At 69.5% G+C, this 22,986-nt stretch carries 19 protein-coding genes; 10 read left to right on the top strand and 9 right to left on the bottom strand.

From position 1 onward, the window contains the following. Positions 1-82: 82 nt before the first annotated feature. The gene (locus ACFWBQ_RS13345) at positions 83-1,426 is read right to left on the bottom strand and encodes a UDP-glucose dehydrogenase family protein (RefSeq protein ID WP_385487287.1); all 1,344 of its coding nucleotides are present in this window, start codon (positions 1,424-1,426) and stop codon (positions 83-85) included. A 174-nt stretch (positions 1,427-1,600) separates the two neighbouring features. On the opposite strand from ACFWBQ_RS13345, the gene ACFWBQ_RS13340 reads away from it, so the two are divergent. Then, on the top strand, positions 1,601-2,758 hold the full coding sequence (locus tag ACFWBQ_RS13340) for an acyl-CoA dehydrogenase (RefSeq protein ID WP_385487745.1): 1,158 nt from the start codon (positions 1,601-1,603) through the stop codon (positions 2,756-2,758). 235 nt (positions 2,759-2,993) lie between these two features. Further along, positions 2,994-3,776 carry an isoprenyl transferase gene (locus ACFWBQ_RS13335; RefSeq protein ID WP_385487285.1) on the top strand — a complete coding sequence of 261 codons (783 nt, stop codon included), beginning with the start codon at positions 2,994-2,996 and terminating at the stop codon, positions 3,774-3,776. 52 nt (positions 3,777-3,828) lie between these two features. Here the strand turns inward: ACFWBQ_RS13335 and ACFWBQ_RS13330 are convergent, their stop codons facing one another. Further along, a complete protein-coding gene (locus ACFWBQ_RS13330; RefSeq protein WP_385487283.1) occupies positions 3,829-4,491 on the bottom strand; it encodes a tellurium resistance protein TerA in 663 nt (220 codons plus the stop codon). Between the two features lie 269 nt (positions 4,492-4,760). Between ACFWBQ_RS13330 and ACFWBQ_RS13325 the strand changes: the two genes are divergently transcribed. Genes ACFWBQ_RS13325 through ACFWBQ_RS13305 form a run of 5 tightly spaced genes read left to right on the top strand, consistent with a single transcriptional unit; the run spans position 4,761 to position 9,497 of the window. Beyond that, on the top strand, positions 4,761-6,026 hold the full coding sequence (locus tag ACFWBQ_RS13325; protein ID WP_385487281.1) for a hypothetical protein: 1,266 nt from the start codon (positions 4,761-4,763) through the stop codon (positions 6,024-6,026). Next, positions 6,023-6,508 carry a hypothetical protein gene (locus ACFWBQ_RS13320; RefSeq protein WP_385487279.1) on the top strand — a complete coding sequence of 162 codons (486 nt, stop codon included), beginning with the start codon at positions 6,023-6,025 and terminating at the stop codon, positions 6,506-6,508. The genes ACFWBQ_RS13325 and ACFWBQ_RS13320 overlap by 4 nt, the downstream gene beginning before the upstream one ends. Positions 6,509-6,533: 25 nt before the next feature. Beyond that, positions 6,534-7,199 carry a VWA domain-containing protein gene (locus ACFWBQ_RS13315; RefSeq protein ID WP_385487277.1) on the top strand — a complete coding sequence of 222 codons (666 nt, stop codon included), beginning with the start codon at positions 6,534-6,536 and terminating at the stop codon, positions 7,197-7,199. Between the two features lie 10 nt (positions 7,200-7,209). Continuing rightward, the gene (locus tag ACFWBQ_RS13310) at positions 7,210-8,553 is read left to right on the top strand and encodes a protein phosphatase 2C domain-containing protein (protein ID WP_385487275.1); all 1,344 of its coding nucleotides are present in this window, start codon (positions 7,210-7,212) and stop codon (positions 8,551-8,553) included. Then, a complete protein-coding gene (locus ACFWBQ_RS13305; protein WP_385487273.1) occupies positions 8,550-9,497 on the top strand; it encodes a hypothetical protein in 948 nt (315 codons plus the stop codon). Before ACFWBQ_RS13310 ends, ACFWBQ_RS13305 begins: the two co-directional genes overlap by 4 nt. Positions 9,498-9,650: 153 nt before the next feature. Here the strand turns inward: ACFWBQ_RS13305 and ACFWBQ_RS13300 are convergent, their stop codons facing one another. Beyond that, on the bottom strand, positions 9,651-10,928 hold the full coding sequence (locus ACFWBQ_RS13300; RefSeq protein WP_385487271.1) for an LCP family protein: 1,278 nt from the start codon (positions 10,926-10,928) through the stop codon (positions 9,651-9,653). Between the two features lie 119 nt (positions 10,929-11,047). Here ACFWBQ_RS13300 and ACFWBQ_RS13295 point away from each other — a divergent pair, with 119 nt between their 5' ends. After that, positions 11,048-11,596: an acyl-CoA thioesterase gene (locus ACFWBQ_RS13295; protein ID WP_385487269.1), complete on the top strand. Its 549-nt coding sequence runs from the start codon at positions 11,048-11,050 to the stop codon at positions 11,594-11,596. A gap of 114 nt (positions 11,597-11,710) precedes the next feature. On the opposite strand, the gene ACFWBQ_RS13290 is transcribed toward ACFWBQ_RS13295, so the two are convergent. Both ACFWBQ_RS13290 and ACFWBQ_RS13285 read right to left on the bottom strand, forming a co-directional pair. After that, the gene (locus tag ACFWBQ_RS13290; RefSeq protein ID WP_385487267.1) at positions 11,711-12,157 is read right to left on the bottom strand and encodes an anthrone oxygenase family protein; all 447 of its coding nucleotides are present in this window, start codon (positions 12,155-12,157) and stop codon (positions 11,711-11,713) included. A gap of 274 nt (positions 12,158-12,431) precedes the next feature. Then, complete coding sequence (locus ACFWBQ_RS13285; RefSeq protein ID WP_385487265.1) at positions 12,432-13,796, bottom strand: LCP family protein; 1,365 nt, start codon at positions 13,794-13,796, stop codon at positions 12,432-12,434. Positions 13,797-14,123: 327 nt separating this feature from the next. Between ACFWBQ_RS13285 and ACFWBQ_RS13280 the strand changes: the two genes are divergently transcribed. Further along, positions 14,124-15,146, top strand: a complete 1,023-nt coding sequence (locus tag ACFWBQ_RS13280) for a glycosyltransferase family 2 protein (protein ID WP_385487263.1) — start codon at positions 14,124-14,126, stop codon at positions 15,144-15,146. An 85-nt stretch (positions 15,147-15,231) separates the two neighbouring features. Here the strand turns inward: ACFWBQ_RS13280 and ACFWBQ_RS13275 are convergent, their stop codons facing one another. The 4 genes from ACFWBQ_RS13275 to ACFWBQ_RS13260 all read right to left on the bottom strand — a co-directional run bounded on the left by ACFWBQ_RS13275 (position 15,232) and on the right by ACFWBQ_RS13260 (position 21,192). Next, positions 15,232-16,917 carry an LCP family protein gene (locus ACFWBQ_RS13275; RefSeq protein ID WP_385487261.1) on the bottom strand — a complete coding sequence of 562 codons (1,686 nt, stop codon included), beginning with the start codon at positions 16,915-16,917 and terminating at the stop codon, positions 15,232-15,234. 49 nt (positions 16,918-16,966) lie between these two features. Next, positions 16,967-18,673 carry an LCP family protein gene (locus tag ACFWBQ_RS13270; RefSeq protein ID WP_385487259.1) on the bottom strand — a complete coding sequence of 569 codons (1,707 nt, stop codon included), beginning with the start codon at positions 18,671-18,673 and terminating at the stop codon, positions 16,967-16,969. A gap of 223 nt (positions 18,674-18,896) precedes the next feature. Next, entirely contained in the window at positions 18,897-20,264 is a 1,368-nt protein-coding gene (locus tag ACFWBQ_RS13265; RefSeq protein ID WP_385487257.1) for an LCP family protein, read from the bottom strand. Positions 20,265-20,439: 175 nt separating this feature from the next. Further along, positions 20,440-21,192, bottom strand: coding sequence for a TIGR03089 family protein (locus tag ACFWBQ_RS13260; RefSeq protein WP_385487255.1), 753 nt, complete (start codon positions 21,190-21,192; stop codon positions 20,440-20,442). Positions 21,193-21,331: 139 nt separating this feature from the next. Between ACFWBQ_RS13260 and ACFWBQ_RS13255 the strand changes: the two genes are divergently transcribed. Next, positions 21,332-22,966 carry an N-acetylmuramoyl-L-alanine amidase gene (locus tag ACFWBQ_RS13255; protein ID WP_385487253.1) on the top strand — a complete coding sequence of 545 codons (1,635 nt, stop codon included), beginning with the start codon at positions 21,332-21,334 and terminating at the stop codon, positions 22,964-22,966. The last annotated feature ends 20 nt before the right edge of the window (positions 22,967-22,986 follow it).

Below are 22,986 nucleotides of genomic sequence, written 5' to 3'. Positions count from 1 at the left end.
TGCGGTCAGGGCCGGATAGCCCGTCCGGCGATCGGGACACGACCACCGGGCGGTCCCGGCGCTCCGGCCCCGCGCGCCGGGGTCACGCCTTCGGCCGGCCCATGGCCCGGTAGGTCCACCCGGCCTCACGCCACACCGCGGGGTCCAGCGCATTGCGGCCGTCCAGGATGATCCGGCGCCCCGCGACCTCGCCCAGTGCCACCGGGTCCAGCTCGCGGAATTCGCGCCACTCCGTCAGGTGCAGCACCACATCCGCCCCGCGCACCGCGTCCAGCGCGGTGTCCGCGTAAGCGAGGGTGGGGAAGAGGCGCCGGGCGTTGTCCATCCCCTTCGGGTCGTAGACCGTGACCTGGCCGCCCTGCAGATGGATCTGCCCGGCCACGTTCAGGGCCGGTGAATCCCGTACGTCGTCCGAGTCCGGCTTGAACGTCGCACCCAGCACCGCGACACGCTGCCCGAGGAACGAGTCCCCGCCCACCGCCTCGCGGGCGAGCTCCACCATGTGCCCGCGACGGCGCATGTTGATGGAGTCGACCTCGCGCAGGAACGTCAGCGCCTGGTCCGCGCCCAGCTCACCGGCGCGCGCCATGAACGCCCGGATGTCCTTCGGCAGGCAGCCCCCGCCGAACCCGATCCCGGCCCGCAGGAACTTCTTCCCGATCCGCTCGTCGTGACCGATCGCCTCGGCCAGCTTCACGACATCGCCGTCGGCGGCCTCGCAGACCTCCGCCATCGCGTTGATGAAGGAGATCTTGGTCGCCAGGAACGAGTTCGCCGAGGTCTTCACCAGCTCGGCGGTGGGGAAGTCCGTCACCACGAACGGCGAGCCCTCACCGACCGGCCCCGCGTACACCTCGCGCAGCAGCTTCTCGGCCCGCTCGCTCTCCACGCCGACGACGATCCGGTCCGGGTGCAGGGTGTCGTTCACCGCGAAGCCCTCGCGCAGGAACTCCGGGTTCCAGGCCAGCTCCGCATCCGTGCCCACCGGCGACAGCTCGGCCAGCCGGCCTGCCAGCCGGGCGGCGGAACCCACCGGGACGGTGGACTTCCCGACCACCAGCGCGGGCCGCGTCAGCTGCGGGGCCAGCGACTCGAAGGCACTGTCCACGTAACTCATGTCGCACGCGTACTCACCGTGCTTCTGCGGAGTGTTCACGCAGACGAAGTGCACATCACCGAAGGCGCCGACCTCCTCCCAGGAGGTGGTGAACCGCAGCCGGCCGCTGGAGCCCTCGATGCCCGAGACATGCTTCTGCAGGATCTCCTCGAGCCCCGGCTCGTACATCGGCACCCTGCCCGCCGAGAGCATCTCGATCTTCTCCGGCACGACATCGAGCCCGAGGACTTCGAAGCCCAGCTCAGCCATGGCCGCAGCATGGGTGGCGCCGAGATAGCCGGTGCCGATCACAGTGATCCTGAGGGCCATGGGTGCTCCTGAACGATGCGGACAGACGTGCGGAGCCGAGCATATCCGGGCCTGCCGGACCCCCGTTTTGCGGCTGTCGGCAAGCTCACGTACCCCGCCCGTATGCCAGGTCGAGCCCCGGCCACTAAAATTGGGTTACTTAACAGTAGTTAGCATCCTTGGGGAGTGAACGTCTTGGCGGGTTCGACCGACTTCGACCTCTACCGTCCGGCCGAGGAGCACGACATGCTCCGCGAGACGATCCGTTCGCTCGCCGAGGCAAAGATCGCTCCGTTCGCCGCCGAGGTGGACGAGGAGGCCCGCTTCCCGCAGGAGGCCCTGGACGCCCTGGTCGCCTCCGACCTGCACGCGGTCCACGTCCCGGAGGAGTACGGCGGCGCGGGCGCCGACGCGCTCGCCACGGTCATAGTGATCGAGGAGGTGGCCCGCGCCTGCGCGTCCTCCTCCCTCATCCCGGCCGTGAACAAGCTGGGCTCGCTCCCGGTGATCCTCTCCGGCTCCGAGGACCTCAAGAAGAAGTACCTGGGCCCGCTCGCCAAGGGCGACGCGATGTTCTCGTACGCCCTCTCCGAGCCGGACGCCGGCTCCGACGCGGCGGGCATGAAGACCAAGGCCGTCCGCGACGGCGACTTCTGGGTCCTCAACGGCGTGAAGCGCTGGATCACCAACGCGGGCGTCTCCGACTACTACACGGTCATGGCCGTCACCGACCCGACCAAGCGCTCCAAGGGCATCTCGGCGTTCGTCGTCGAGAAGTCGGACGTGGGCGTCTCCTTCGGCGCCCCGGAGAAGAAGCTCGGCATCAAGGGCTCCCCGACGCGCGAGGTCTACCTCGACAACGTCCGTATCCCCGCCGACCGCATGATCGGCGAGGAGGGCACCGGCTTCGCCACGGCGATGAAGACCCTGGACCACACCCGCATCACGATCGCGGCCCAGGCCCTCGGCATCGCCCAGGGCGCCCTCGACTACGCCAAGGGCTACGTCCAGGAGCGCAAGCAGTTCGGCAAGCCGATCGGCGACTTCCAGGGCATCCAGTTCATGCTCGCCGACATGGCGATGAAGCTGGAGGCGGCCCGCCAGCTCACCTACGCGGCGGCGGCGAAGTCCGAGCGCCTCGACGGCGACCTGACCTTCTTCGGCGCGGCGGCGAAGTGTTTCGCCTCCGACGTCGCCATGGAGGTCACCACGGACGCCGTCCAGCTGCTCGGCGGCTACGGCTACACGCGGGACTACCCGGTGGAGCGGATGATGCGTGACGCGAAGATCACGCAGATCTACGAAGGCACGAACCAGGTCCAGCGGATCGTCATGGCCCGCAACCTGCCGTAACGGCGGGCGCACGGATCAGCGGTCACGGCCTCCGGCACACCTGCCGGGGGCCGTACGTGTGGGTCCGGCGGCGGCGCGGGCGGTGGGTGACCGGCGCCCTGCCTCCGGCTGTCCGGCCGAAGCCCGCTCCTGGCCGGTCGGCTTGTGCGGTAACGCAGTCGGGGACGTTCGCGGCGGTACGAGACGCCGCTGATATGGTCCGCAGAGCTATCCGCGACGTGATGGAGTTGGATCGGTGAAGCTGCTCCCGCTGTTCCTCCGACGGCCGATAGAGGCGGTGTACGAGCGCCGACTGGCCGCCACCCTCGTGGGGCTGCCGCGTCCGCAGCACGTCGGGATCATGCTCGACGGCAACCGGCGCTGGGCCCGGCAGGCGGGCCACACGGATCTCCGGGAGGGGTACCGGGCGGGCGGCGCCAAGGCGACCGAGTTCCTGGACTGGTGCACGGCCGCCGGAATCGAGCGTGTGACCCTCTTCATGCTCTCCGACGACAACCTCGGGCGCCCCGCCGAACAGCTCGGCCCGCTGATCGAGATCATCAAGGAGACCGTCCAGGACATCACGGCCGTCGGCCGTCCCTGGGAGGTCCAGGTGATCGGCTCGCTCGACCTGCTGCCCGGCGCCACCGCCGAGGTACTCAAGGAAGCCACCGCCGCGACGGTCGGCCGCAGCGGGCTCAAGGTGGATATCGCGGTCGGCTACGGCGGCCGACGGGAGATTGTCGATGCGGTGAAGAGCGCCTTCGAGGAACACATCGCAGCCGGTGGCGACGTGGCCGAACTGGTCGAGCGGTTCGATGTCGAGGACATCTCCCGGCATCTGTACTCGCCGACCGCCGACCACACCGACTTCATCATCCGCACCTCCGGCGAGCAGCGGCTGTCGGGTTTCCTGCTCTGGCAGTCCGCATACGCCGAGATGCACTGGGTGGACTGCTACTGGCCGGCGTTCCGCCGCGTGGACTTCCTGCGCGCAATTCGCTCGTACGCCAATCGACAACGGCGATTCGGCAAATGACCGCCGTCGGCGCCCGGTAGGTACCTCCCGGAGCGGCCGGGACACGCCGCCGTCACCGTGGCTGTGTTCCGGGGCGTCGGGACGGGCCGCCGCGCCGGGGGTCCACCGGCTTGCGCGGCGGCTTCTCCGTCAGGGTCCACGTGACTCCGAAGCCGTACGCCTGGTCGATCTGTTCGTGCGAGGACATGTCGGGACGGCCGGAGAACCAGCGGACCTCGCGGCGAACCGCGAGCCCCGTGACGTCCGGCGTGACGAGGGCGATGGCGCAGGCGATCGCTCCGGCGGGGGATTCGTCGAGCAGGATCCGGCAGCCGGGGTCGCCGGGCGCGGTGACCGTCACCGTCGCGCCCAGCCGTCGGAAGTCCGCCGCGCCCTCGTAGATGTACACGAAGAAGAGCAGCCGGTCGAAGAGCGCACGGTGTTGCGGATTCACCCGGAGTGTCTCGCCGTCGGACGATTCCCCGGTCCGGTCGTCGTGGTCGAGGGCGACGTACGGCCACGAGGTGAGCGAGCCGTAGTCGTCGGCCAGAGCCTGCACCACCTGTACCGTCCCGTCCTTGAACGAGACGAGGCAGCACAGGTTCACATCCGCCCCGGAGCCCGGTAGCCAGTTGAGATTGGCCTGAAGCGCACCTCTCCCGCCGAACCGGCGGGCCGGCGCGGCCCGCGTCAGCTCGGGCGGACGCGCATCGGAGCCGGTCACGGGACCGGTCACGGATCCGGTCCGGGGCGGGCCGCTCGGACCACCCAGTCGGATCACGCCACGCGTTCGGTCATCGGTACTCATGAGGCCCCCAGCCAGGCGTTCCTTCGGGAACGAACGCCTGGATTGTATGCCTGACCTGACGGTGCGTGAGGTACGCTCTGCGCCCACGGCGATGCTCCACGCGTGCGCCGCCGTGCGGGGGGCGAGGGCGTTTCGATCGCTGGGGAGCGAGAGGCGCGAGGTGGGGAGCCCCCTGCGTTTCTCTCGTAGGGATGGGCATGCCCGTAAGTACATTGATGGACCGTCAGGATGTAGCCCGGCAGGTCAGGGAGCTCGCCGCCGAACCCCGGCTCGCTTCACGGAAGGGCGAACTGGCAGCCCTTGCCGATGCGTTCACGGCGAATGACGCGGCGGAGCTGGACCCGTGGACGGATCTTGATCTCCTCCATGCATACGCCCGGCCGGAGAGTATCGACCTCGCGGGCGGCAGCACCGAGGAACACCGGGCCTGGTCCTGGCTGGAGGCGCTGCTGGGGGCGCTGGTCTTCGTGCCCCTGATGATGACGTGGTACGGCCTGACGCAGGCGTCCAGTGCCTATCAGGCGCTGACCGGAGCAGACCCCAAGGCGGCCGCCAGGCCCTTTCTGCAGTTGTGGCAGTCCGGCTTCGAGGGGCATCTGACCGGCGCGTTCACCTTCGGGCACGTCGCGATGGGTGCAACCTCCGCGATCGCGTTGCTCTGTGCGCTCGTGCTGGTGCACGGGCTGCGCAAATCCTCCGTCACCCGTCGGGAGGAGAGTGCGCAGCACGAGGCGGAGAAGCTGAGCAGGCGTCTCGTACCCGTGCTGACACGGGCCCAACTCGTGCTGAACACGCATCGGTTGACGTCACCGCAACGCTTCACCGCCGAGCTCACCGAGGCGGCTGCCACGCTCACCCGCCTCGGTAACCGGGCAGTCAAGGTGCAGAAGGACCTGTCGGCCGCAGCTGGTGTCGTGGGCGACGCGGTGGAGAAGGCCGAGGGGCGTCTCGCCGGGATCGACAGCTCGGTACGTCCGCTGGAGGACGCGGCAGGACGGATCGAGGAGGCCGTGCGGGACGGCGGCAAGCAGGTCGAGTCCGCGGTGAGTGGCAGCGGCGTCCTGGTGGCCAAGGCGCTGGAGGACGTCCGGGAGGTCAACAGCTCCGTACGTGACGTGATCGACGCGGCAGGGGACCGGGTCGAGGATTCGGTCAGCGTGCTTGCCGCGTCGCAGCGCTCGTTCACCACCGGCATCGAAGTGGCCGCCGATGTCTCCGCGCAGGTGCTGGGCAGGCTCAGTGACGTCGCCGAGGATTCGGCCCGTGGCGTCGCACAGTCGCAGGACGCCGTACAGCGCCTGGCGGACCAGGCGGGAGCGCTGCAGGAGATGGCGGAGCGGTTCGGTGAACTCGTGGACGTACTGCGGACCGCGCCGCTGCCCGCTGACCGGCGGAGCCGGACCTCGGTGGCGCTGGAGAAGGTGCCCCAGGACGCCGTCCCGCCGCGGGGCGGCACTCGATGAGGGCACCGCGCTTCAACCCGTTGCATCTGGCGGGCTGGCTCTTCGCCGACATGCTGCTGGTGCTGGCCCTGGTGGCGATGGGGGACCGCGGCGATCCCCTGGCGGCGGAGGCGGCGGCCGAACCCGGGGCATCCGCATCGGCACAGCCGAAACCGCCGAAGGCTCCGAAGTCCAACGGGCCGCGCTCCGTGGTGAACAAGCCCGTGAAGGTATCCATCGACGCCGCGCCGGGGGACCGGCGTCGCATCGAGCAGCGGCTGCGTGCGGCGACGGCCGCGTACCGGGGGCGTCAGGCCGCGTTCGTCCTCACCTTCGGACGCCATACGGATCCGGGTGCCGGCGGTGCGTACGCCCATGAAGTCAACTCCCTCCTGGACAACGCCCGTCCGGACATGTTCAAGGGGGCCACCACGCGCGACTTCTGGAAAGGCGGGTCCTCCTCGGGCCACGCCGACATCGAAATCTACTTCTACACCTACTGACCGGCACCACCGGAGGTACGAGACCGTGCAGATCCTTCCGTTCTACCTGCTCTGTGACGAGTCGGGCTCGATGTCCGGCGGCCCGATCGACGCCATCAACAACGCCCTTCCCGAGCTGCACCACGAGATCAGTACCAACCCGACGGTCGCTGACAAGACCAGGTTCTGCCTGATCGGATTCTCCGACGACGCCGGCGTGCTGCAGCCGCTCGTCGACCTGAGCGATATCGATCAGGTCCCGGCCCTGGCGGCCGGTGGACTGACGTCGTACGGAGACGCCTTCCGTACGCTGCTGCGGTGCATCGAGACCGATGTGGCCGCGCTCAAGGCGGAGGGGCACGACGTCTACCGTCCGGTTGCGTTCTTCCTCTCCGACGGAATTCCTACCGACCACGGCTGGGAGCAGGCGCTCAAGGAGCTGGAACAGTCCCGGTTCTGCCCGAAGATCATCGCGTTCGGCATCGGTGACGCGGAGGAGGCCACGATCGGGCAGGTGGCCAACTTCCGGGCGTTCATGCAGAAGGACGCCTCGGTGTCACCCGCCCAGGCCTTGCGGGAGTTCGCCTCCAGCCTGACGCGCTCCATCGTGCGGTCCGCGAGCAGCATCGCCGCGGACGGCGGGTCGGGCTTCACCCTGGCAGTGGACGAGACGGTGCCGGGATTCTCGACCGTGTCCCTCGACAAGCTCTGAGGACGTGATGATGCAGCAGGAGGGAACGGGCGGGGCCGGCGGGGCTGCCGGGCACGACGACCCGTTGGAGGCGACCTGGAGTTCGGTCGAGTCGATCGTGTCGCCGGGACGCCCACAGCCAACGCAGCAGACGCCGCCCGGCGCGCAGCCACCGCCACAGCAGTTGCCGCCCGGTCCGCAGCCGCTGCAGCAGTTGCCGCCCGGTCCGCAGCCACCGCAGCAGTTGCCGCAGGGTCCGCAGCCACCGCCGCAGCAGTTGCCGCCCGGCGCGCAGCCGCCGCAGCAGTTGCCGGGCCCGCTGCCGCAGCAGCACATGCCCGGCGCGGAGGAACCGCAGCCGTTGCCGAGCCGTGCTCCGGAACCGCAGCCGGAGACCGGGCACCCTCCCGTGCTCCATGAGCCGGCTGACGAACCCGAGCACGGGCAGTCCGCAGCGGGATCGTTCCCGCTGCTCGGGGACCCCTGGCACAGCGGGAAGAAGCCCCCCACCTACGCACCGGTTCCGCAGGAGCTGCCGAACGCGGGCGAGGACCCGGTGGCCGCCGCTCTGCCCGACATCGTGGTGGACGGTGCGGCGTACGGCCCGCTGACCGTCAGGGCCGCATCCGTGCGCGGGGACTCCCACCGTTATCGGGGCGAGCCACGCCAGGACGCGTTGTGCGTCACCCGGATCGGCACCCCCGCTGCCGGGGAAATGCTGCTGCTCGCCGTTGCCGACGGGGTCGGATCAGCAGCCCGTTCACACGTCGGCTCCAACGAGGTGTGCCGTCGTGCGGCCGTCTACCTGGACCGTGCGGCAGGCAGCCTGCTCGCCGCCCTGCGGGCTGCCGACCTGACCGCCTTCACCGAGCTGGCGGACGAGGCGGTGGGCCGCATCGCAGTGCTCCTTGCCGACCTGGCGATGCACGAGGGCCGGCAGCCGGATGCGTACGCGACAACCCTCAGGGTTCTGCTGGTGCCGCTCGACCCCGCCGTCCGCACGCGCGGGTTCCTGGCCGTGGGCGACGGAGGTACGGCCGTGCTGCGGTCCGGCACCTGGTACCTCGATGTCACGCAGGAGGAGGACGCGGACGCCTCGGGGATGATCGACACGCGTACCGCCGCCCTGCCGCTCACCCGTACCGCCGTGACGAGAATCCTCGGTCCCGCGATGCCGGGGGACGTGCTCGTGCTCTGCACCGACGGGCTGTCCACACCCCTGTCGGGAGAGCAGGAGATGCGCGACTTCCTGGGGGCGGCTTGGGGGAACGGCACGGTGCCGGGGCCCGCCGACTTCCTGTGGCAGACACAGTTCCGGGTGAAGTCGTACGACGACGACCGGAGCGCCGTCGTGCTGTGGGAGGGCTCCGCATGAGTGTGCACGACGGCCTGGACGTCCCGTACGACTCCCTGAAGCTGTTCGACAAGGTCGGCGACGGGGGACAGGGGGAGGTGCATGCGATCGGCGGACCCGGTGCGCTTCTCTACAAGAGCTACCGGGAGCCGCACAAGGCCGACGGTGCGGCCCTCGCCGCGCTCGTGTCGCTCCGGCAGGCGCTGGTTCCCGCCGACCGCGACCGGCTGGACCGCGAAGCGGCGTGGCCGCTGTGCCGGGTGGTGGACCAGAACAGGGCCATCGGCTTTCTCATGCACCGGGCGCCCGATGCCATGACGTGGACGACCTCGAAGGGTGAGAGCAAACTCGTCGAACTGTCCTACCTGCTGCGGCCCCCGAAGGCTGCCTGGCAGTCCGTCCAGCAGCCGTCACCGGCCGAACGGTACGCGCTGACCGTGGCTCTGGTGGCGCTCTTCGAGTGGTTGCACGCGATGGGGCTGGTGATCGGAGACCTCTCCCAGGCCAATGTGCTCTGGACCGTCCACCCGGCCCCTGCCGCGTACCTCCTGGACTGCGACGGCGCCAGACTCGTCGGGCGGGGCCCGGTGCTCGAGCAGGCAGACACCCCGGACTGGCACGATCCTCTCGCCCCGCCGGGAACCGTCTCCGTGGACAGCGACCGCTACAAGGCGGCCCTGATGGTCGGGCGCGTGCTCGCCCAGGACGCCTATGTCTCGCCCGGTACGCCGCTGGTTCCCGTGCCGGGCGTGCTGGACGAACGCCGTGAGGCGGCGGTGCGGCGGCTGTGGCAGCAGGCGGACGGCCCCTGCGGTACCCGTCCCGATCTGGGCCAGTGGCGCACAGCGCTCGCGGGCCGCGATGTGATCAAGCTGAGCGCCGCCCGCCCGGCCCGGCGCCCGGCGGTCGACCGGTCGAAGTTCGACGGCAACCGCCAACGGGGCAGCATCAGCTTCCGGGACTGAACGGTCCGGGACCGAGCGGGCGTGCGCAGGTCCCGAACCGAAGCGGTCGCCGATCTTCTCCTTGAGTACGGCGAGGACTCGGACGCACCGGAGAACCGGAGAACCGGAAAGGTCCGGACGGCTCACCGTCCGGACCTTCCTGGGTACCTGCGGTCAGTTGCCCTTGACCGTGACCTTCTCGTCGTTCTTCAGCTGCTCCACGAGCTGCTTGACCTTGGCCTTGTCCCAGACCAGGTTGCCGCCGGTGCTGCCCGAGATCGGGATGTTCATCGACGTGCCCTCGCCGCCCGTGACGCCCTTCATCGCGAAGAACATCTTGCCCAGCGACCAGAGCGACATGTCCTTGTCGACGATCAGCGTGTCCAGGCCCGCGCCCATCGTCGGGTAGAGCTTGAACGGATTGAGGATCGTGGACGGGGTCGCCGTCTGGGAGGCCAGCGCCGCGAGGAACTTCTGCTGGTTCTTCGTACGGTCCAGGTCGCTGCCCGCGAACGCGTACCGGGTGCGGACGAAGGCGAGCGACTGTTCGCCGTTCAGCGTCTGCTTGCCGGCCTGGAAGTCGGCGCCGGACTTCTTGTCCTTGAATGCCTTGGGGATGTCCAGCTCGACGCCGCCGATCGCGTCCACGATCTTGGCGAAGCCGCCGAAGCCGATCTCGACGTAGTGGTCGATGCGCAGCCCGGTGTTGAACTCGACGGTGCGGACCAGCAGCTCCGGGCCGTCCTCCGCGTACGCGGCGTTCAGCTTCACCGTGCGGCCCGTGCCCTTGAAGGTCTTACCGGACTCCGAGCCGACGAAGGTCGGGATCTCGACGTTCGAGTCACGGGGCAGGGAGACCAGCGTCGGGCCGTTGGAGCCGTCGTGAAGGATCATCATCGAGTCGGTGCGCTTGCCCTCGGCGGAGCCGGTGTGCAGCTTCTCCTTGTCCTCGGCCGTCATGCCCTCGCGGCTGTCGGAGCCGACGATCAGGTAGTTCGTCCCGTCGCCCTCGGAGGGACGGTCGATGACCTTGGAGAGGTCGACCTCGCGCTTGAGCTTGCCGTCGGCCCAGAAGTACGTGCCGATGGAGACGGCGAGCAGCGCCACCACGAGGGTCAGCGTGCCGACCTTGATGCGCCGGCCCCAGTTGGGCATGGGGCGGCCCTGCACGTAGCCGCGGTCACCGCCACCGCCGCTGCCGTAACCGCCGCCGCCCTGTCCGCCGCCGTTGCCGCCGCCGTAGACCTGGCCTGTGTTGTAACCGTCGTACCCGCCGTCGCCGTACCCCTGTCCCTGCGGCGGGATCCGGGGCGGGGCCTGCGGTGTCTGCGGCGGTGCGGGGCGCCGCCGGACGTGCGGCATGGCGCGGGCGTTCTCGGGCTGCGGGCTTGCACTGCCCTGCCCGTAGCGCTCGCCGGGTCCGCCGTTCCGTCCTTCGGGCCAATCGTTCATGCAGACCAGTGTGCCGTCCCGGCCCGTAGGTATTACAGGGTGTATCGCAAATCGGACCAGGGCTGTTGCGAAGCTGATGCAATGCGACCGGGTGCAAGCCCCCGCATAAGGTGGACGGCATGACAGATCAGGACCAGCCACCGGAGGGTGAGATTCCGGCCAAGCCGACCGCGGCCTCCCGGACCACCCTCAGCCACATCATGACCGGCAGCGACACCAACCTCCTGGGTACGGTTCACGGCGGTGTGATCATGAAACTGGTAGACGACGCGGCGGGCGCGGTCGCCGGCCGGCACTCCGGTGGTCCGGCCGTGACGGCCTCGATGGACGAGATGGTCTTCCTGGAGCCGGTCCGCGTCGGTGACCTTGTTCACGTCCGCGCGCAGGTGAACTGGACCGGCCGCTCCTCGATGGAGGTCGGCGTCCGTGTCCTGGCCGAGCGGTGGAACGAGTCGACCCCGGCCCAGCAGGTCGGGACCGCCTATCTGGTGTTCGCGGCGGTCGACGAGGACGGCAAGCCGCGCCGCGTACCCGAGGTGGTGCCGGAGACGGAGCGGGACAAGCGGCGCTACCAGGAGGCTCAGATCCGGCGCACGCACCGCCTCGCCCGGCGGCGCGCGATCAAGGAGCTGCGGGAGCAGCGCGCCGCCGAGGGCATCGACGACTGATGTCCGGCGCGAAGGTGCTGGTCACCGCCGGCCGTTGAGGGCTCGGCCAACACGTCCGTACGCCGATGGCCCGGCTCCCCAGGGAGCCGGGCCATCGGCGATGGGGCCGGGTTCCTAGACAAGGGCGACGACGAACAGTGCGAAGGCGAGCACGATGATGCCCACGCGGACGTAGTGGAACCGGTCCCACCGCCCCACCTGCTCTTTCCAGTCCGCAGGCACGCCTTCCTGCGACCAGGTCGCGACCCGCGAGTTGATCGGCACGAGCACCACGAGCGACATCACCACGCTCAGTACGAGCAGCGCGCTGCCTGCGGCGACGAGTGATGCCCCCTCGTCGCCCCAGGTGAGTGCGGCCCACACCGTGCCGAGGACGACCGAGCTGATGTACCAGAACGGCATGACGCGGCCGAGGACGCGTGCCCCGTCGCTGCGGGCGTCGAGTCCGCCGTTGTCCGGGAGCCGGTCGAGGATCGGGTTGACGAACACCGCCACCGCGAACTCCACGCCCACCATCATCCCGGCCACGACGACCGTGACGACGGCCAGTGCATCCTGCATGATCCCTCCCCAAGGATTACCCTAGCGGTGCTAGGTTCTGATGCGATGCTAGACCTGCCAGTGCCTGATTGTCTAGCGGTGCTAGAATCGACCCATGCCGGTGCGTGGACGTAAGGCGCGCGAGCGGGGCGACCGCCACAGGCTGATCGTCTCCACGGCCCGCGAACCGGCCGAGGCCCACGGATGGGACGCCGTCACCGCGCGTCGAGAGACCTGGTTCGTCCCCCGGCCGTGGGGAGACCCGGCGGCCGGGGGTGCGGTGGCCGGGGGTGGGTCACGGGCAGACCACCTGGTCGCCCGTAACCGTGCCGAACTCGCCCTGCTGAGGGTCCTCGGCCTTGACCCGCTGCACCTTCGTGAAGCTGGAGCCCGCCGCCACCTTCATCACCCCGCCCTGCCCCTTCACCGCCTTCAGCTCGCACCCGGGCAGGGCGGTCGCCAGGGCCTTCGCCGACCTGTCCCACCGGGGGTCGTAGCTGACCACGGTCCGCTTGAGATCGTGCGGGCCGCCGTTCAGCGGGGAGCGGGTGGTGTGGAAACCGGTGTCGCGCAGCGCCGCGTCGACCTTCTGGCCGAGCCCGTCCTTCGGCGTCCCGTTGTAGACCTGCACCCGAATCTGCTCCGGGGCCACGCCGACGATCTTCGCCTTGGGCTGCTCCGGCAGCTGGGGGGCGAGCGGCTTGTCCTCGCGCAGGGCCCGGAACAGCCTCTTCGACTTCGTCGTGTCCCACTTCACCGTGGAGCCGATGCCCTTGACGGGGTAGCTGCGGTCCTTGATCGGTACGGAGGCGAATTCGGACGAGGACGGGGTGAAGTCACGCATCGCCTTGCCGAGCTCCAGCAACTGCTCCGTGCCGAATCCCTTGTCGGCGCGGACCGAGTCGAGCATCGACGAGGCGACCTGCTGGAATTTCACCGGGTTCGTCAGCACCCCGCTGCTGGTGGTCTGCTTGATCAGCGAGGCCATGAACTTCTGCTGGCGCTGCATCCTGCCCAGGTCGGCGGCCCCGTCGATGTGGCGGGAGCGAACGTACTGGAGGGCCTTGCCGCCGTCCAGCGTGTGGGTGCCCGCGGCCAGGTCCAGGCCCGTAAAGGAGTCCTTGAGCGGCTTGGCGGTGCAGATCTCCACCCCGCCCAGCGTGTCGACCGTCTCCATGAAGCTGGTGAAGTCGACCTCCAGATAGTGGTCGATCTTGATGCCGGTCATGCCCTCGACGGTGCGTACGGTCAGATGGGGGCCGCCCTCCGCGTAGGCGGCGTTCAGCTTCACCGGGTGTGCGGAGTGCTCCTTGCCGGTGGTCCTGTCGGTGTGGGCCGGGATCTCCGCGTAGCTGTCGCGGGGCAGGCTGACGACGCTTGCCCGCCGCTTGTCGGCCGAGAGATGGACGAGCATGAGGGTGTCCGTGCAGTGACAGGGCGCGCCGCCCAGCCTGTACTTCTTTCTCTCCGCCTTGGTGATCGTCTCCCGGCCGTCGGTGCCGACCAGCAGGAAATTCATGCCGTGGCCGCCCTCGGGCCGGTTCTTCATGTCCTTGAACGGATCGACCCGGCCGATCCCCGTCTCCAGGCTGCTCACTACGGCGTGGCCGATCCCGCCGGCCCCGAGCACCAGTACGGAGAGCCCGGTGGCCACCCGCATGCCCCACCGGGGCGGCCCCTTCCGGCGGCCGGCCCGGGGCCGGTTCCTGGAGCCGGCCTTGGGCTGCCGAGCGGATCTGCGCTGCGGGGGAGCGGTGCGGGGGTGCGGTGGACGGGGCGATCGGTGCGGCGTGGGCACGGGGGACACCTCCGCGGTGCGAGTAGGACTTTCGCACGGTAGGCCCATACGATCTGCAGACCGGGAGGAGACCCGGTGGCGCGCGCCGGTGTCCCCCATTCGCGGTAACGTGGCGGCCGAATCACGCCGCATCCTGGGGTGCGCACACCCCCGGAACCCCGGCACCCCCGAGGACCCCCTGAGGACCACATGTCTGCCGCGCAGTACCCCGCCGTCTCCGTGATCATGCCGGTGCTCAATGAGGAACGCCATCTCAGGAACTCGGTCCGGCACATCCTGGAGCAGGAGTACGCCGGTGAGATGGAGGTGGTGATCGCCCTCGGCCCCTCGATCGACCGTACGGACGAGATCGCCGCCGAGCTGGTACGGGAGGACTCCAGGGTCCACACCGTGCCGAACCCGACCGGCCGCACCCCCGCCGCGCTGAACGCCGCGATCAAGGCATCACGTCACCCGATCGTGGTACGGGTCGACGGCCACGGCATGCTCTCGCCGAACTACATCGCGACCGCGGTCCGCCTCCTGGAGGAGACCGGCGCGCAGAACGTCGGCGGCATCATGCACGCCGAGGGCGAGAACGCCTGGGAGGACGCGGTCGCCGCCGCGATGACGTCGAAGATCGGTGTCGGCAACGCCGCCTTCCACACCGGCGGCCAGGCGGGCCCGGCTGAGACCGTGTATCTGGGGGTCTTCCGCCGCGAGGCGCTGGAGCGGGCCGACGGCTACAACGTCGAGTTCGTCCGCGCCCAGGACTGGGAGCTGAACTTCCGCATCCGCGAGGCCGGCGGCCAGATCTGGTTCTCTCCGGAGCTGAAGGTGCAGTACCGCCCCCGCCCCAGCGTCCGCGCGCTCGCCAAGCAGTACAAGGACTACGGGCGCTGGCGCCATGTCGTGGCCCGCTACCACGCCGGCTCGATCAACCTTCGCTACCTGGCCCCGCCGACGGCCGTCTGCGCGATAGCCGCCGGCATCGTCGTCGGTGCCGCGGTCACCCCGTGGGCGTTCGTCGTGCCGGCCGGGTATGTCGCGGCGATCGTCGCCGGGTCGCTGCCCGCGGGCAAGGGCCTGCCGTTGAAGGCGCGGGCGCAGATCCCGGTGGCGCTGGCCACCATGCACATGTCGTGGGGGTACGGCTTCCTGACCAGCCCGCGTTCGCTCGCGAAGAAGGTCATCGCGAGCCGCCGCCCGGCGGTGCGGGAACAGACGGTCTGACCGCGGTACGGAGAAGCGGTACAGAAGAGTCGTACGGAAAAAGAGGGGCCCCGCCGGAAACGGCGGGGCCCCTTCCGTGCGGGCGTCAGAAGGTGTAGTTCGGGTTGACGTGCATGCACGCCTCCTCGTTCGCGCCGTTGAGCGCACCCGCCGACTCCGGCGTCTTTTCCTCCCCAGCCGAGGCCGGATAGGCCCCGTCCTCGCGCCAGTCGGCACCCACGGCCAGCGTGATGCCCGAGACATCGGTCGACTTCTTCACCTGCGACACCGGGATCCCGAGCGCCTTGGCGACCGCCTGTGCGTCACCCTCCATGTCCGCGCTCGGATAGAGGATCGCGGTCCGGGCCGTCGCCTCGACGTTCTGCGAGTCGACCGAGGCCTTGGCGAAGCCCGCTCCCGTCAGCAGGTCCTTGACCGCGCTCGCGCGCCCCTGCGCCGGGCCCAGCGTGTCCGTTCGCGTCGCGTTACGCACGCTGACCGGGATCTCGGCGACGGGTGCGGCCAGATCCTTGGTGACGGGCGTCTTGCGCTTGGCCCCCTTGCCGTCCAGCGGAATGTCCTCACGGACCATCCGGAACACCTGCTCGGCCTCGCCGGGCTTGGGGAACACCCGGCCCTTCAGATTGCCCGTCCCGTAGACGTTCGGCATGGTCGTCATGGTGATGCGGTTGGTCGGGGCCTTCTTGAGCTCCTCCGCCAGGTCGTACAGCTTCTTGACCGTGTCCAGGCCCTTGTCGACCGTCAGCGCGCTGGTGGCCGCCTCGGCGAGACCCATCAGCTTCCCGGGATCGGTGAGCTTGGTGCCCTTGCGCAGCTCACGCACCATCGAGTTCAGGTACTGGTGCTGGGCCTTCGCGCGACCGAGGTCGGTGTTGTCCTCGAAGCCGTACCGGGTGCGCAGCCACTGGAGCGCCTGCTTCCCCTTGATGGAGGTGGTGCCGTCCTTCAGCTTCAGGCCGGAGCCCTTGCCGTCTCTGCCGTGCGAGTAGATGTTGGCGTCCACGCAGACCGGAACGCCTCCGACCGCGTCGGCCATAGAGACCACACCCGAGAAGTCGATCATCATGAAGTGGTCGATCGTGATGCCGGTGAGCTCGTACCAGGCGGCCACCGTGCACCCGGGCCCGCCGCGGCCGAGGCTCTCATTCGTCTGGACGGGCAGCGTGCTGGCCGGGTACTCCTTCTCGGAGTCCGGATCGGTGCACTTCGGCATCTTCAGCATGGTGTCGCGCGGCATGCTCACGACCGAGATGTTGCTGCGGTCGGCGGAGAGGTGCAGCAGCATCTGTACATCGGCGAGCGGCGTGCCCCCGAACGTCTCCTTGGCGCCTCCGAGCTTCTGGTTCTCCTCGGAGTCCCGGGCATCGGACCCGATGATCAGGATGTTCAGCGGGGTCTGCCCGGCGGCGTTGGCCTTGTGGTCGGCCATGTCCTTGTCGCCGAGGGTCAGGTCCTCTTTTCTGATGTTGCCGTTGAGGTGCTTGTAATAGAGGTATCCGGCGCCGCCGGTGCCGAGTATCAGCAGGGCGAGAACGGATGCCACCCAGCGCAGTACGCGCCGTTTGCCACTTTTGTTGGCCCGTCTGGAGCGGCGGTTCGGACCGCCTTGGCGATGTCCGCGCTCCGGCGGGGCGGACCGTTCCCGCCGGCCGTGACCCGCACTTCCCCCTCGACCGTCCTCCGCGTCGCCGCTGCCGAGGGCGCCGTCGACCGGGCCCTCGTGCCGGACGCGTGACCGCGTCCCCTCCCCAGGCGTGCTGCTCCGTCCCACCAGGACCCCCCTGCTGCTCAGACTTTCGCTGTGGCGCGACGACCTGTCGTCACTTCGCGCACTCTGCCTTGTCGGCGCTGGCCTTCTGAATGTCTTCCGGTGCCTTCGTCGGGCCGGTGATGGGCACTCCCGCGCCCTTGAAGTCGGCTCCCAGGGTCAGCACCATCGCCTGAAGGCTCTCGGCGTCGGCTGTTCCCTGCTTGAGTGCCGTGGCGGGCAGGCCCATCATCGCCGCGAGGGCGCGGGCCTGGTCCGCCTGCTTCGGTGCGTACGCCAGTGTCGTCCCGTCGATCTTCGCCGGGGCGTTCGCCTTGTTCGTGGACTCCGGCACGCCCTGCTCGTTCTGCAGCCAGGAGACGGTCGAGCTCGCGGCACCGGCGATGCTGCCGCCGTTGAGGACGTCGACGCGTATGTCGGCCGGAGCGGCCCTGTCGCCCTTGAGCACCGCTTCCTGCTTGCTCCTGGCCGCCGTCGCCTTCTGCTTCACCTCGGTCAGAGAGGTGTCGGAGCGCATCATCGCGAAGAGCTGCTCCGACTTCTGCGGTTCGACGACCACGGTGATGGGCGTCGGCTCCGCCGGGTTGTCGATCACCGGCAGCGTGACGAAGGTGATGTTCTTGGTGTCGATCCTGCCGAGCTCCTGGGCGAGCGAGGTCAGCTTCTTGATCGAGCCGATGCCGGAGTCGACCGTGAGCGCCTGGGTCGCCGCGTCCGCGAGGTTGAAGAGCTTCGTGGGGCTCGTCAGCGTGTCGTCGGACTTCATCTGCCGGATCATCGAGCCGATGAACTGCTGCTGCACCTTGATCCGGTCGAGGTCGCTCTGATTCCCGAAACTGTGCCGGGTGCGGACGAAGGCCAGTGCCTGCTCGCCCTCGACGGTGGACTCACCGGCCGGCAGATCGAGGTGCGAGTCGGGGTCCTTGACCGCCTTGGCCAGGCAGACCTTGACCCCGCCGACGGCCGTGGAGAGCTCTTTGACCGCATTGAAGTCGACCATCATGAAGTGGTCGACGGAGACGCCGGTGATCTTCTTGACCGTGCGCATCGTGCAGCCCGGGTCGCGCCCTTCCTGGCCGAGGCTGACGTTGAAGCGGACGTTTCGCGAGCCGGGTATGACCTTCTGCGAACCGTCCGGCTGCTTGGTGGTGCACTCCGGGATCTCCGTCATCAGGTCCCGGGGGATGCTCAACGCCGTGGCGTTGGTGCGGTCCTCGGAGACATGGAAGAGGATGTTGGTGTCGGCGTGGCCGGTGCTGCCCTTGTCGCCGTAGCCCTCGTTGCCGCTGCCGGTGCGCTTGTCCGTGCCGATGATCAATATGTTGAGGGGCCCGTCGGCGGCGACGTTCTTGCTGCCCGCGTCACCGACGTCGACGGTGTCGAGGTTGCCGTTGAACTTCTGGTAGAGGGCGTACGCCCCCGCCGATCCGGCGACGATCACGAAGGCCATCACGCCGCCTGTCCACAACAGGGCCTTCTTGCGCCGCGCCTTCGGGGACGTGCGCTTACGGCGTCCTGCCGCCACCGGAGGCATCTCCTGGGTGTGCCCGTTCTGCGTGGACCGGCGGTTCCGCTGCTCGGGGACCTCGCGGAGGGGCTCGTTCCTGCTGCCGGAGCCATGACGGTTCGGCGTACGGGGAGCACCTGGCGACTCTGTTCCGGAGTGGTTCAGTCGCAATTCGTAATTGCCGGTCTGCGGGTTGATCACCCACTGGTCGGCGGCGTCGATTTCGTCCGCCCCACGGCTATGCGCGTCCACGGTTTCCTGAATCCTCCGTCGGTGCCACGCGAGGCGCCTCCCCCGACAGGGCGCTCGGTCTCTCGTTCCAGCAGTGCGTGGCCTGGGGGCCGTCGGCACCGGATCGCGTCACACTATCCGGCCGATTCGGCCATGGGTGACGTGCGTGACATATTCCACGCTCCCTATAACCGGGCATTCTGCCTATTCCGCTCCGATTGCCGCCCCTTGCTTGGCAATTGCTTTACCGGTCGCACAGGTCGTCCGCAGCATTCGACCCCGAATAGGTGGGGGCCGGGGTCGGGCTTCTGTCCGTACCGCCGGGCTTTTCGCCGGAGGAATCCTTCTCGGAGCTGTGACCCGCCTGTGAATCCCCTGCGTTGTTTTCGGCGGCCGGGACCACGGCGACGGGTTCGTCCTTGCGCAACTGCTCGAACAACCGGTCGGCGTCCGGCTGGACGAGCTCGTCCCGGTTCGGGTTCGCGCGGTAGGGCTGCCGGGGCACGGTCAGGAACTGCACCTTTTCCGTGGGTACGTTCCGCATCCCGCGCACCAGGTCGTACAGATCCCTGAGAGAGTCCAGTCCCGGGTCCGTGGTGAGCGACTTCGTCGCCGCGTCCAGCACCGGGTACAGCCTCGTCGGGTTGAGCAGGACGCCATTGCTCTGCATCTTGTTCACGAGGGCCCCCAGGAACTTCTGCTGGCGGTCCATTCGCTCGGTGTCGCTGCCGTTGCCGATCGACTTGCGGGCCCGTACGTACCCCAGCGCCTGCTCGCCGTTGAGCTTCTGGCGTCCTGCGGGGAGCTCGAGATGGGCGTCGTCGTCCTTGACCGGCTCCTTGAGGCAGACCTCGACACCGTCCACGGCGTCGACCATGTCCTTGAAGCCGCTGAAGTCGATGACCATGTGGTGGTCGACGCGAATGCCCGTCATGCTCTCGACGGTGCGGATCGTGCAGGCCGTGCCGCCGAGCTCGAAGGCCCAGTTGAACTGGGCGAACTGCTTCCTCGTGGCCTTTCCGTCCTCGGGGTGGCAGCTCGGGATGTCGACCATCAGGTCACGCGGGATGGACACCGCGGTGGCGCTCCGACGGTCGGCCGCGAGGTGCAGCAGGATCGTGGTGTCCGAACGCTGGCTGCCGCCGTCGTCCCGGCCGTACTTGCGGTTGTCGCCCGACCGGGTGTCGGATCCGATGAGCAGGATGTTCTGTGCGTCCTGCGCGATCGGGCTGGGGCGCTCCTTCTCGTACGCCTTGAGCTCGGCGGCAGCGCTCGTGTCGGTCGTGATGTTGCCGTCGAGCTTCTTGTACAGCCACCAGCCGACCCCGGCGGCGACCAGCACGAGGAACGAGGCGGCGAGAGCGGTCCAGCGCAGCCAGTGACGCCGGCGCCCGGGAAGGCCGTCCTTGGGCCGGTCGGCCCAGGTCCCGATCCCGCCGTCGCTCCCGTCGCTCCCGTCGTTTCCGCCCGTGGCGGGCGGGCCGTCCTGCGAGGTGGCCCCGGTATCGTCCTGCGTCCCTTCGCTCGGCTCGCCCTCGGCCGAGGGGGCCGGGCGGTCCGGGCGGTCCGGGTCGGCAGGGGGGCCGGCGCTGTCGGTCACGTCTGCGTCCATCCTCACGTTCGGCGGCGCGATGAGCCGCCCGTCCCAGGAGTAGACGGCTGAACCTCACGCTTGGTTGTGCATTCAGGCAGAGTGGTCTGTGCCGCCCGATCATGTACCGCAGCCGGTGCTCAGTCCCGGGGGCTCGGCCCGCCGTGGGCCGGACGAGTGGCCCTCGGAGCGCTTGTCATACCGCGGTGCTGGTCACCCGCTCGCTCTCGACGCGCTTGGCCAGGCCGTTCTCGTCCAGCCGGCCGAGATGGCGGCACAGGACCACGGAGCCCCCGGCGGCCAGCGGGGCGAAGAGGCCGGCGGAGAGCCCTTCCCAGCTGTCGTACGTACGTCCCGTCAGCAGTCGTGACCCCGGGGCGAGTCCCAGTTCCGCCGCGTCCTCGCGAGCCCGTGCGACGAGCCGGTCCGCCGTCAGTTCGACGCCCCCGACGGCCAGGGCGGGTGCGGCGGGGTCCACGGGTGCGTACGGCGCGAAGCGGTCGCCCTGGCCCGGCACTTCCACCGCGTAGTCCGCGAAGCCCTCGGGCGGTTGCGGGAAACGGCCGCCCAGGGGGCGCAGCGCCAGCGCGACCCGCTCGCCGCGGCAGGCGCGTGCACGGTCCAGCGTGTCCGGTCCGCTGACGACGAGATCGGCGGCGGAGGGGTCGCCCTGGACATCGGCGACGACGCCGACCGATGAGCACGCGAGCAGCCAGACCGCGGACTGCCAGTGGGCGGGAAGCAGCAGGGCCAGCCGGTCGCCGGGTTCGGCGGCCAGGTCTCCCTGCAGCAGATTGGCGGTCTTGGCCACCCAATTGGCGAAGGTGGCCACCGACAGTTCGACGCGCTCTCCGGTTGCGTCGTCGTAGAAGGTGACCAGGGGGCGGGCCGGGTCCGCGGCGAGCGCGGATCGCAGCAGGTCGGCGGGGGTGCGATCACTGGCGTTCATCCGCGCAAGGGTACGCGGCCGGTACGAACGGGGCGGGGTGCTCCGGGTGCTGCGACACCGGTTCGGCAGACGGCCCGTCACGTGGGGGCGGTCACCCTCCAGTAGCCGGAGATGCCGGATTCCATCAAGGATTTCCTGTATGCGTGCACTTCTTGCAACCTCCATCGGCGTCACCTGCGCGGCGGCACTCACCCTCCCGCTCGCCGTGCCCGCGCCCGCCGCACCCGTTCCTGCCCCGGCCGCCCAGGCGCCCGCGGCGACCGCTGTCGAACCGCTCGGTTCGACGCAGTCCCTGCCCCTTCGACCGCTCGCCGGCGCGTCCTCACGGGCCACCGGTGAACCCACCGACTCCAGGTCACTGTCCCCCGAAACCGTCCAAGGCCTGGGGCAACGCGACGCCCGCCGCTTCTCGCTCGTCGGCGTGGTCTGGGACGACGCCGACGCCGAACTGCAAGGAATTGTCCAGGTCCGTACCCGCTCGAGGGGTACCTCGCGCTGGTCCGGCTGGCAGGACCTCGAGACACACAACGCCGACCACGGAGCCGATACCGGGAGCGCCGAACGCGAATCGGCCACGGTCCGCGGTTCCACGGCCCCGCTCTGGGTCGGTGACTCGGACGGTGTCGAGGTACGCGTACGTTCCGAGGCCACCGGCGGCCGGAACCGGGCCGGCCTGACGCCACCGCTCCCCGCCGGCCTGCGGGTGGAACTCGTCGACCCCGGCGACGACCCGCAGCAGCCGCCCGCCGCGGACTCCACGGGCGTCGGTACTGGCACGCCTGCCGCGGACACCGCGGGCGTCGGTACTGGCACGCCTGCCGCGGACACCGCGGGCGTCGGTACTGGCACGCCTGCCGCGGACACTGCGGGTGCGGGTACTGGCACGCCTGCCGCGGACACTGCGGGTGCGGGTACTGGCACGCCTGCCGCGGACACTGCGGGCGTTGGTACTGGTACGCCTGCCGCGGACACCACGGGCGCCGGTACTGGCACGCCCGTCACGTCCCCCCAGCCCGGTGCGCTGCCCGGCGCGGGCGCCCTGACCGTGGCGGCGGCCGAGAGTGCCGCCGTGAACGCCGACCTGGCCCCGCTCGACGCCACCGAGATCACCGCCCTGAGCAAGGCCGAGTCCGAGGCGCTGGCCGTCGTAGCAGCGGGCGCCAAGCCATTCGTGGGACCACGCCCGCGCATCGTCACGCGCAAGGGCTGGGGCGCCGACGAGAGCCTGCGGGAGCGCAACTTCGCGTACACCACGACCGTCAAGGCTGCCTTCATCCACCACAGCGCAACGGGCAACAGCTACACCTGTGCCCAGGCGCCCTCGGTCCTGCGCAGTATCTACCGCTACCACGTCAAGAGCAGTGGATGGCGCGACATCGGCTACAACTTCGCCGTCGACAAGTGCGGAAACATCTACGAAGGACGCGCGGGGGGCGTGACGAAGGCCGTCCTCGGGGCACACACCCTCGGTTTCAACTCCAACAGCATGGGCATCGCGGTACTCGGAACGTACAGCTCGAAGAATCCGCCCGCCGCCTCGGTGACCGCGATCGCCAAGCTCACCGCCTGGAAGCTCGGCCTGTTCGGCCGTAACCCGAAGTCGAAGGTCACGCTTGTCTCGGGCGGCAGCGGCAAGTACAGGAAGGGCGCCAGCGTCAAGCTCAACGTCATCTCCGGTCATCGCGACGGGTTCGCAACCGAATGCCCCGGGAGCCGTCTCTACAAGAAGCTCGGCACGGCCCGGACCAGTTCGGCCAACCTGCAGGGCCGCTGACCGGGAGAGCCCCGAACGGT

This window comes from Streptomyces sp. NPDC060035 (assembly GCF_042736635.1).
Lineage (GTDB): Bacteria > Actinomycetota > Actinomycetes > Streptomycetales > Streptomycetaceae > Streptomyces.
The sequence above is the reverse complement of the archived record's forward strand: the minus strand, read 5'-3'. Positions and strand labels throughout refer to the sequence as shown.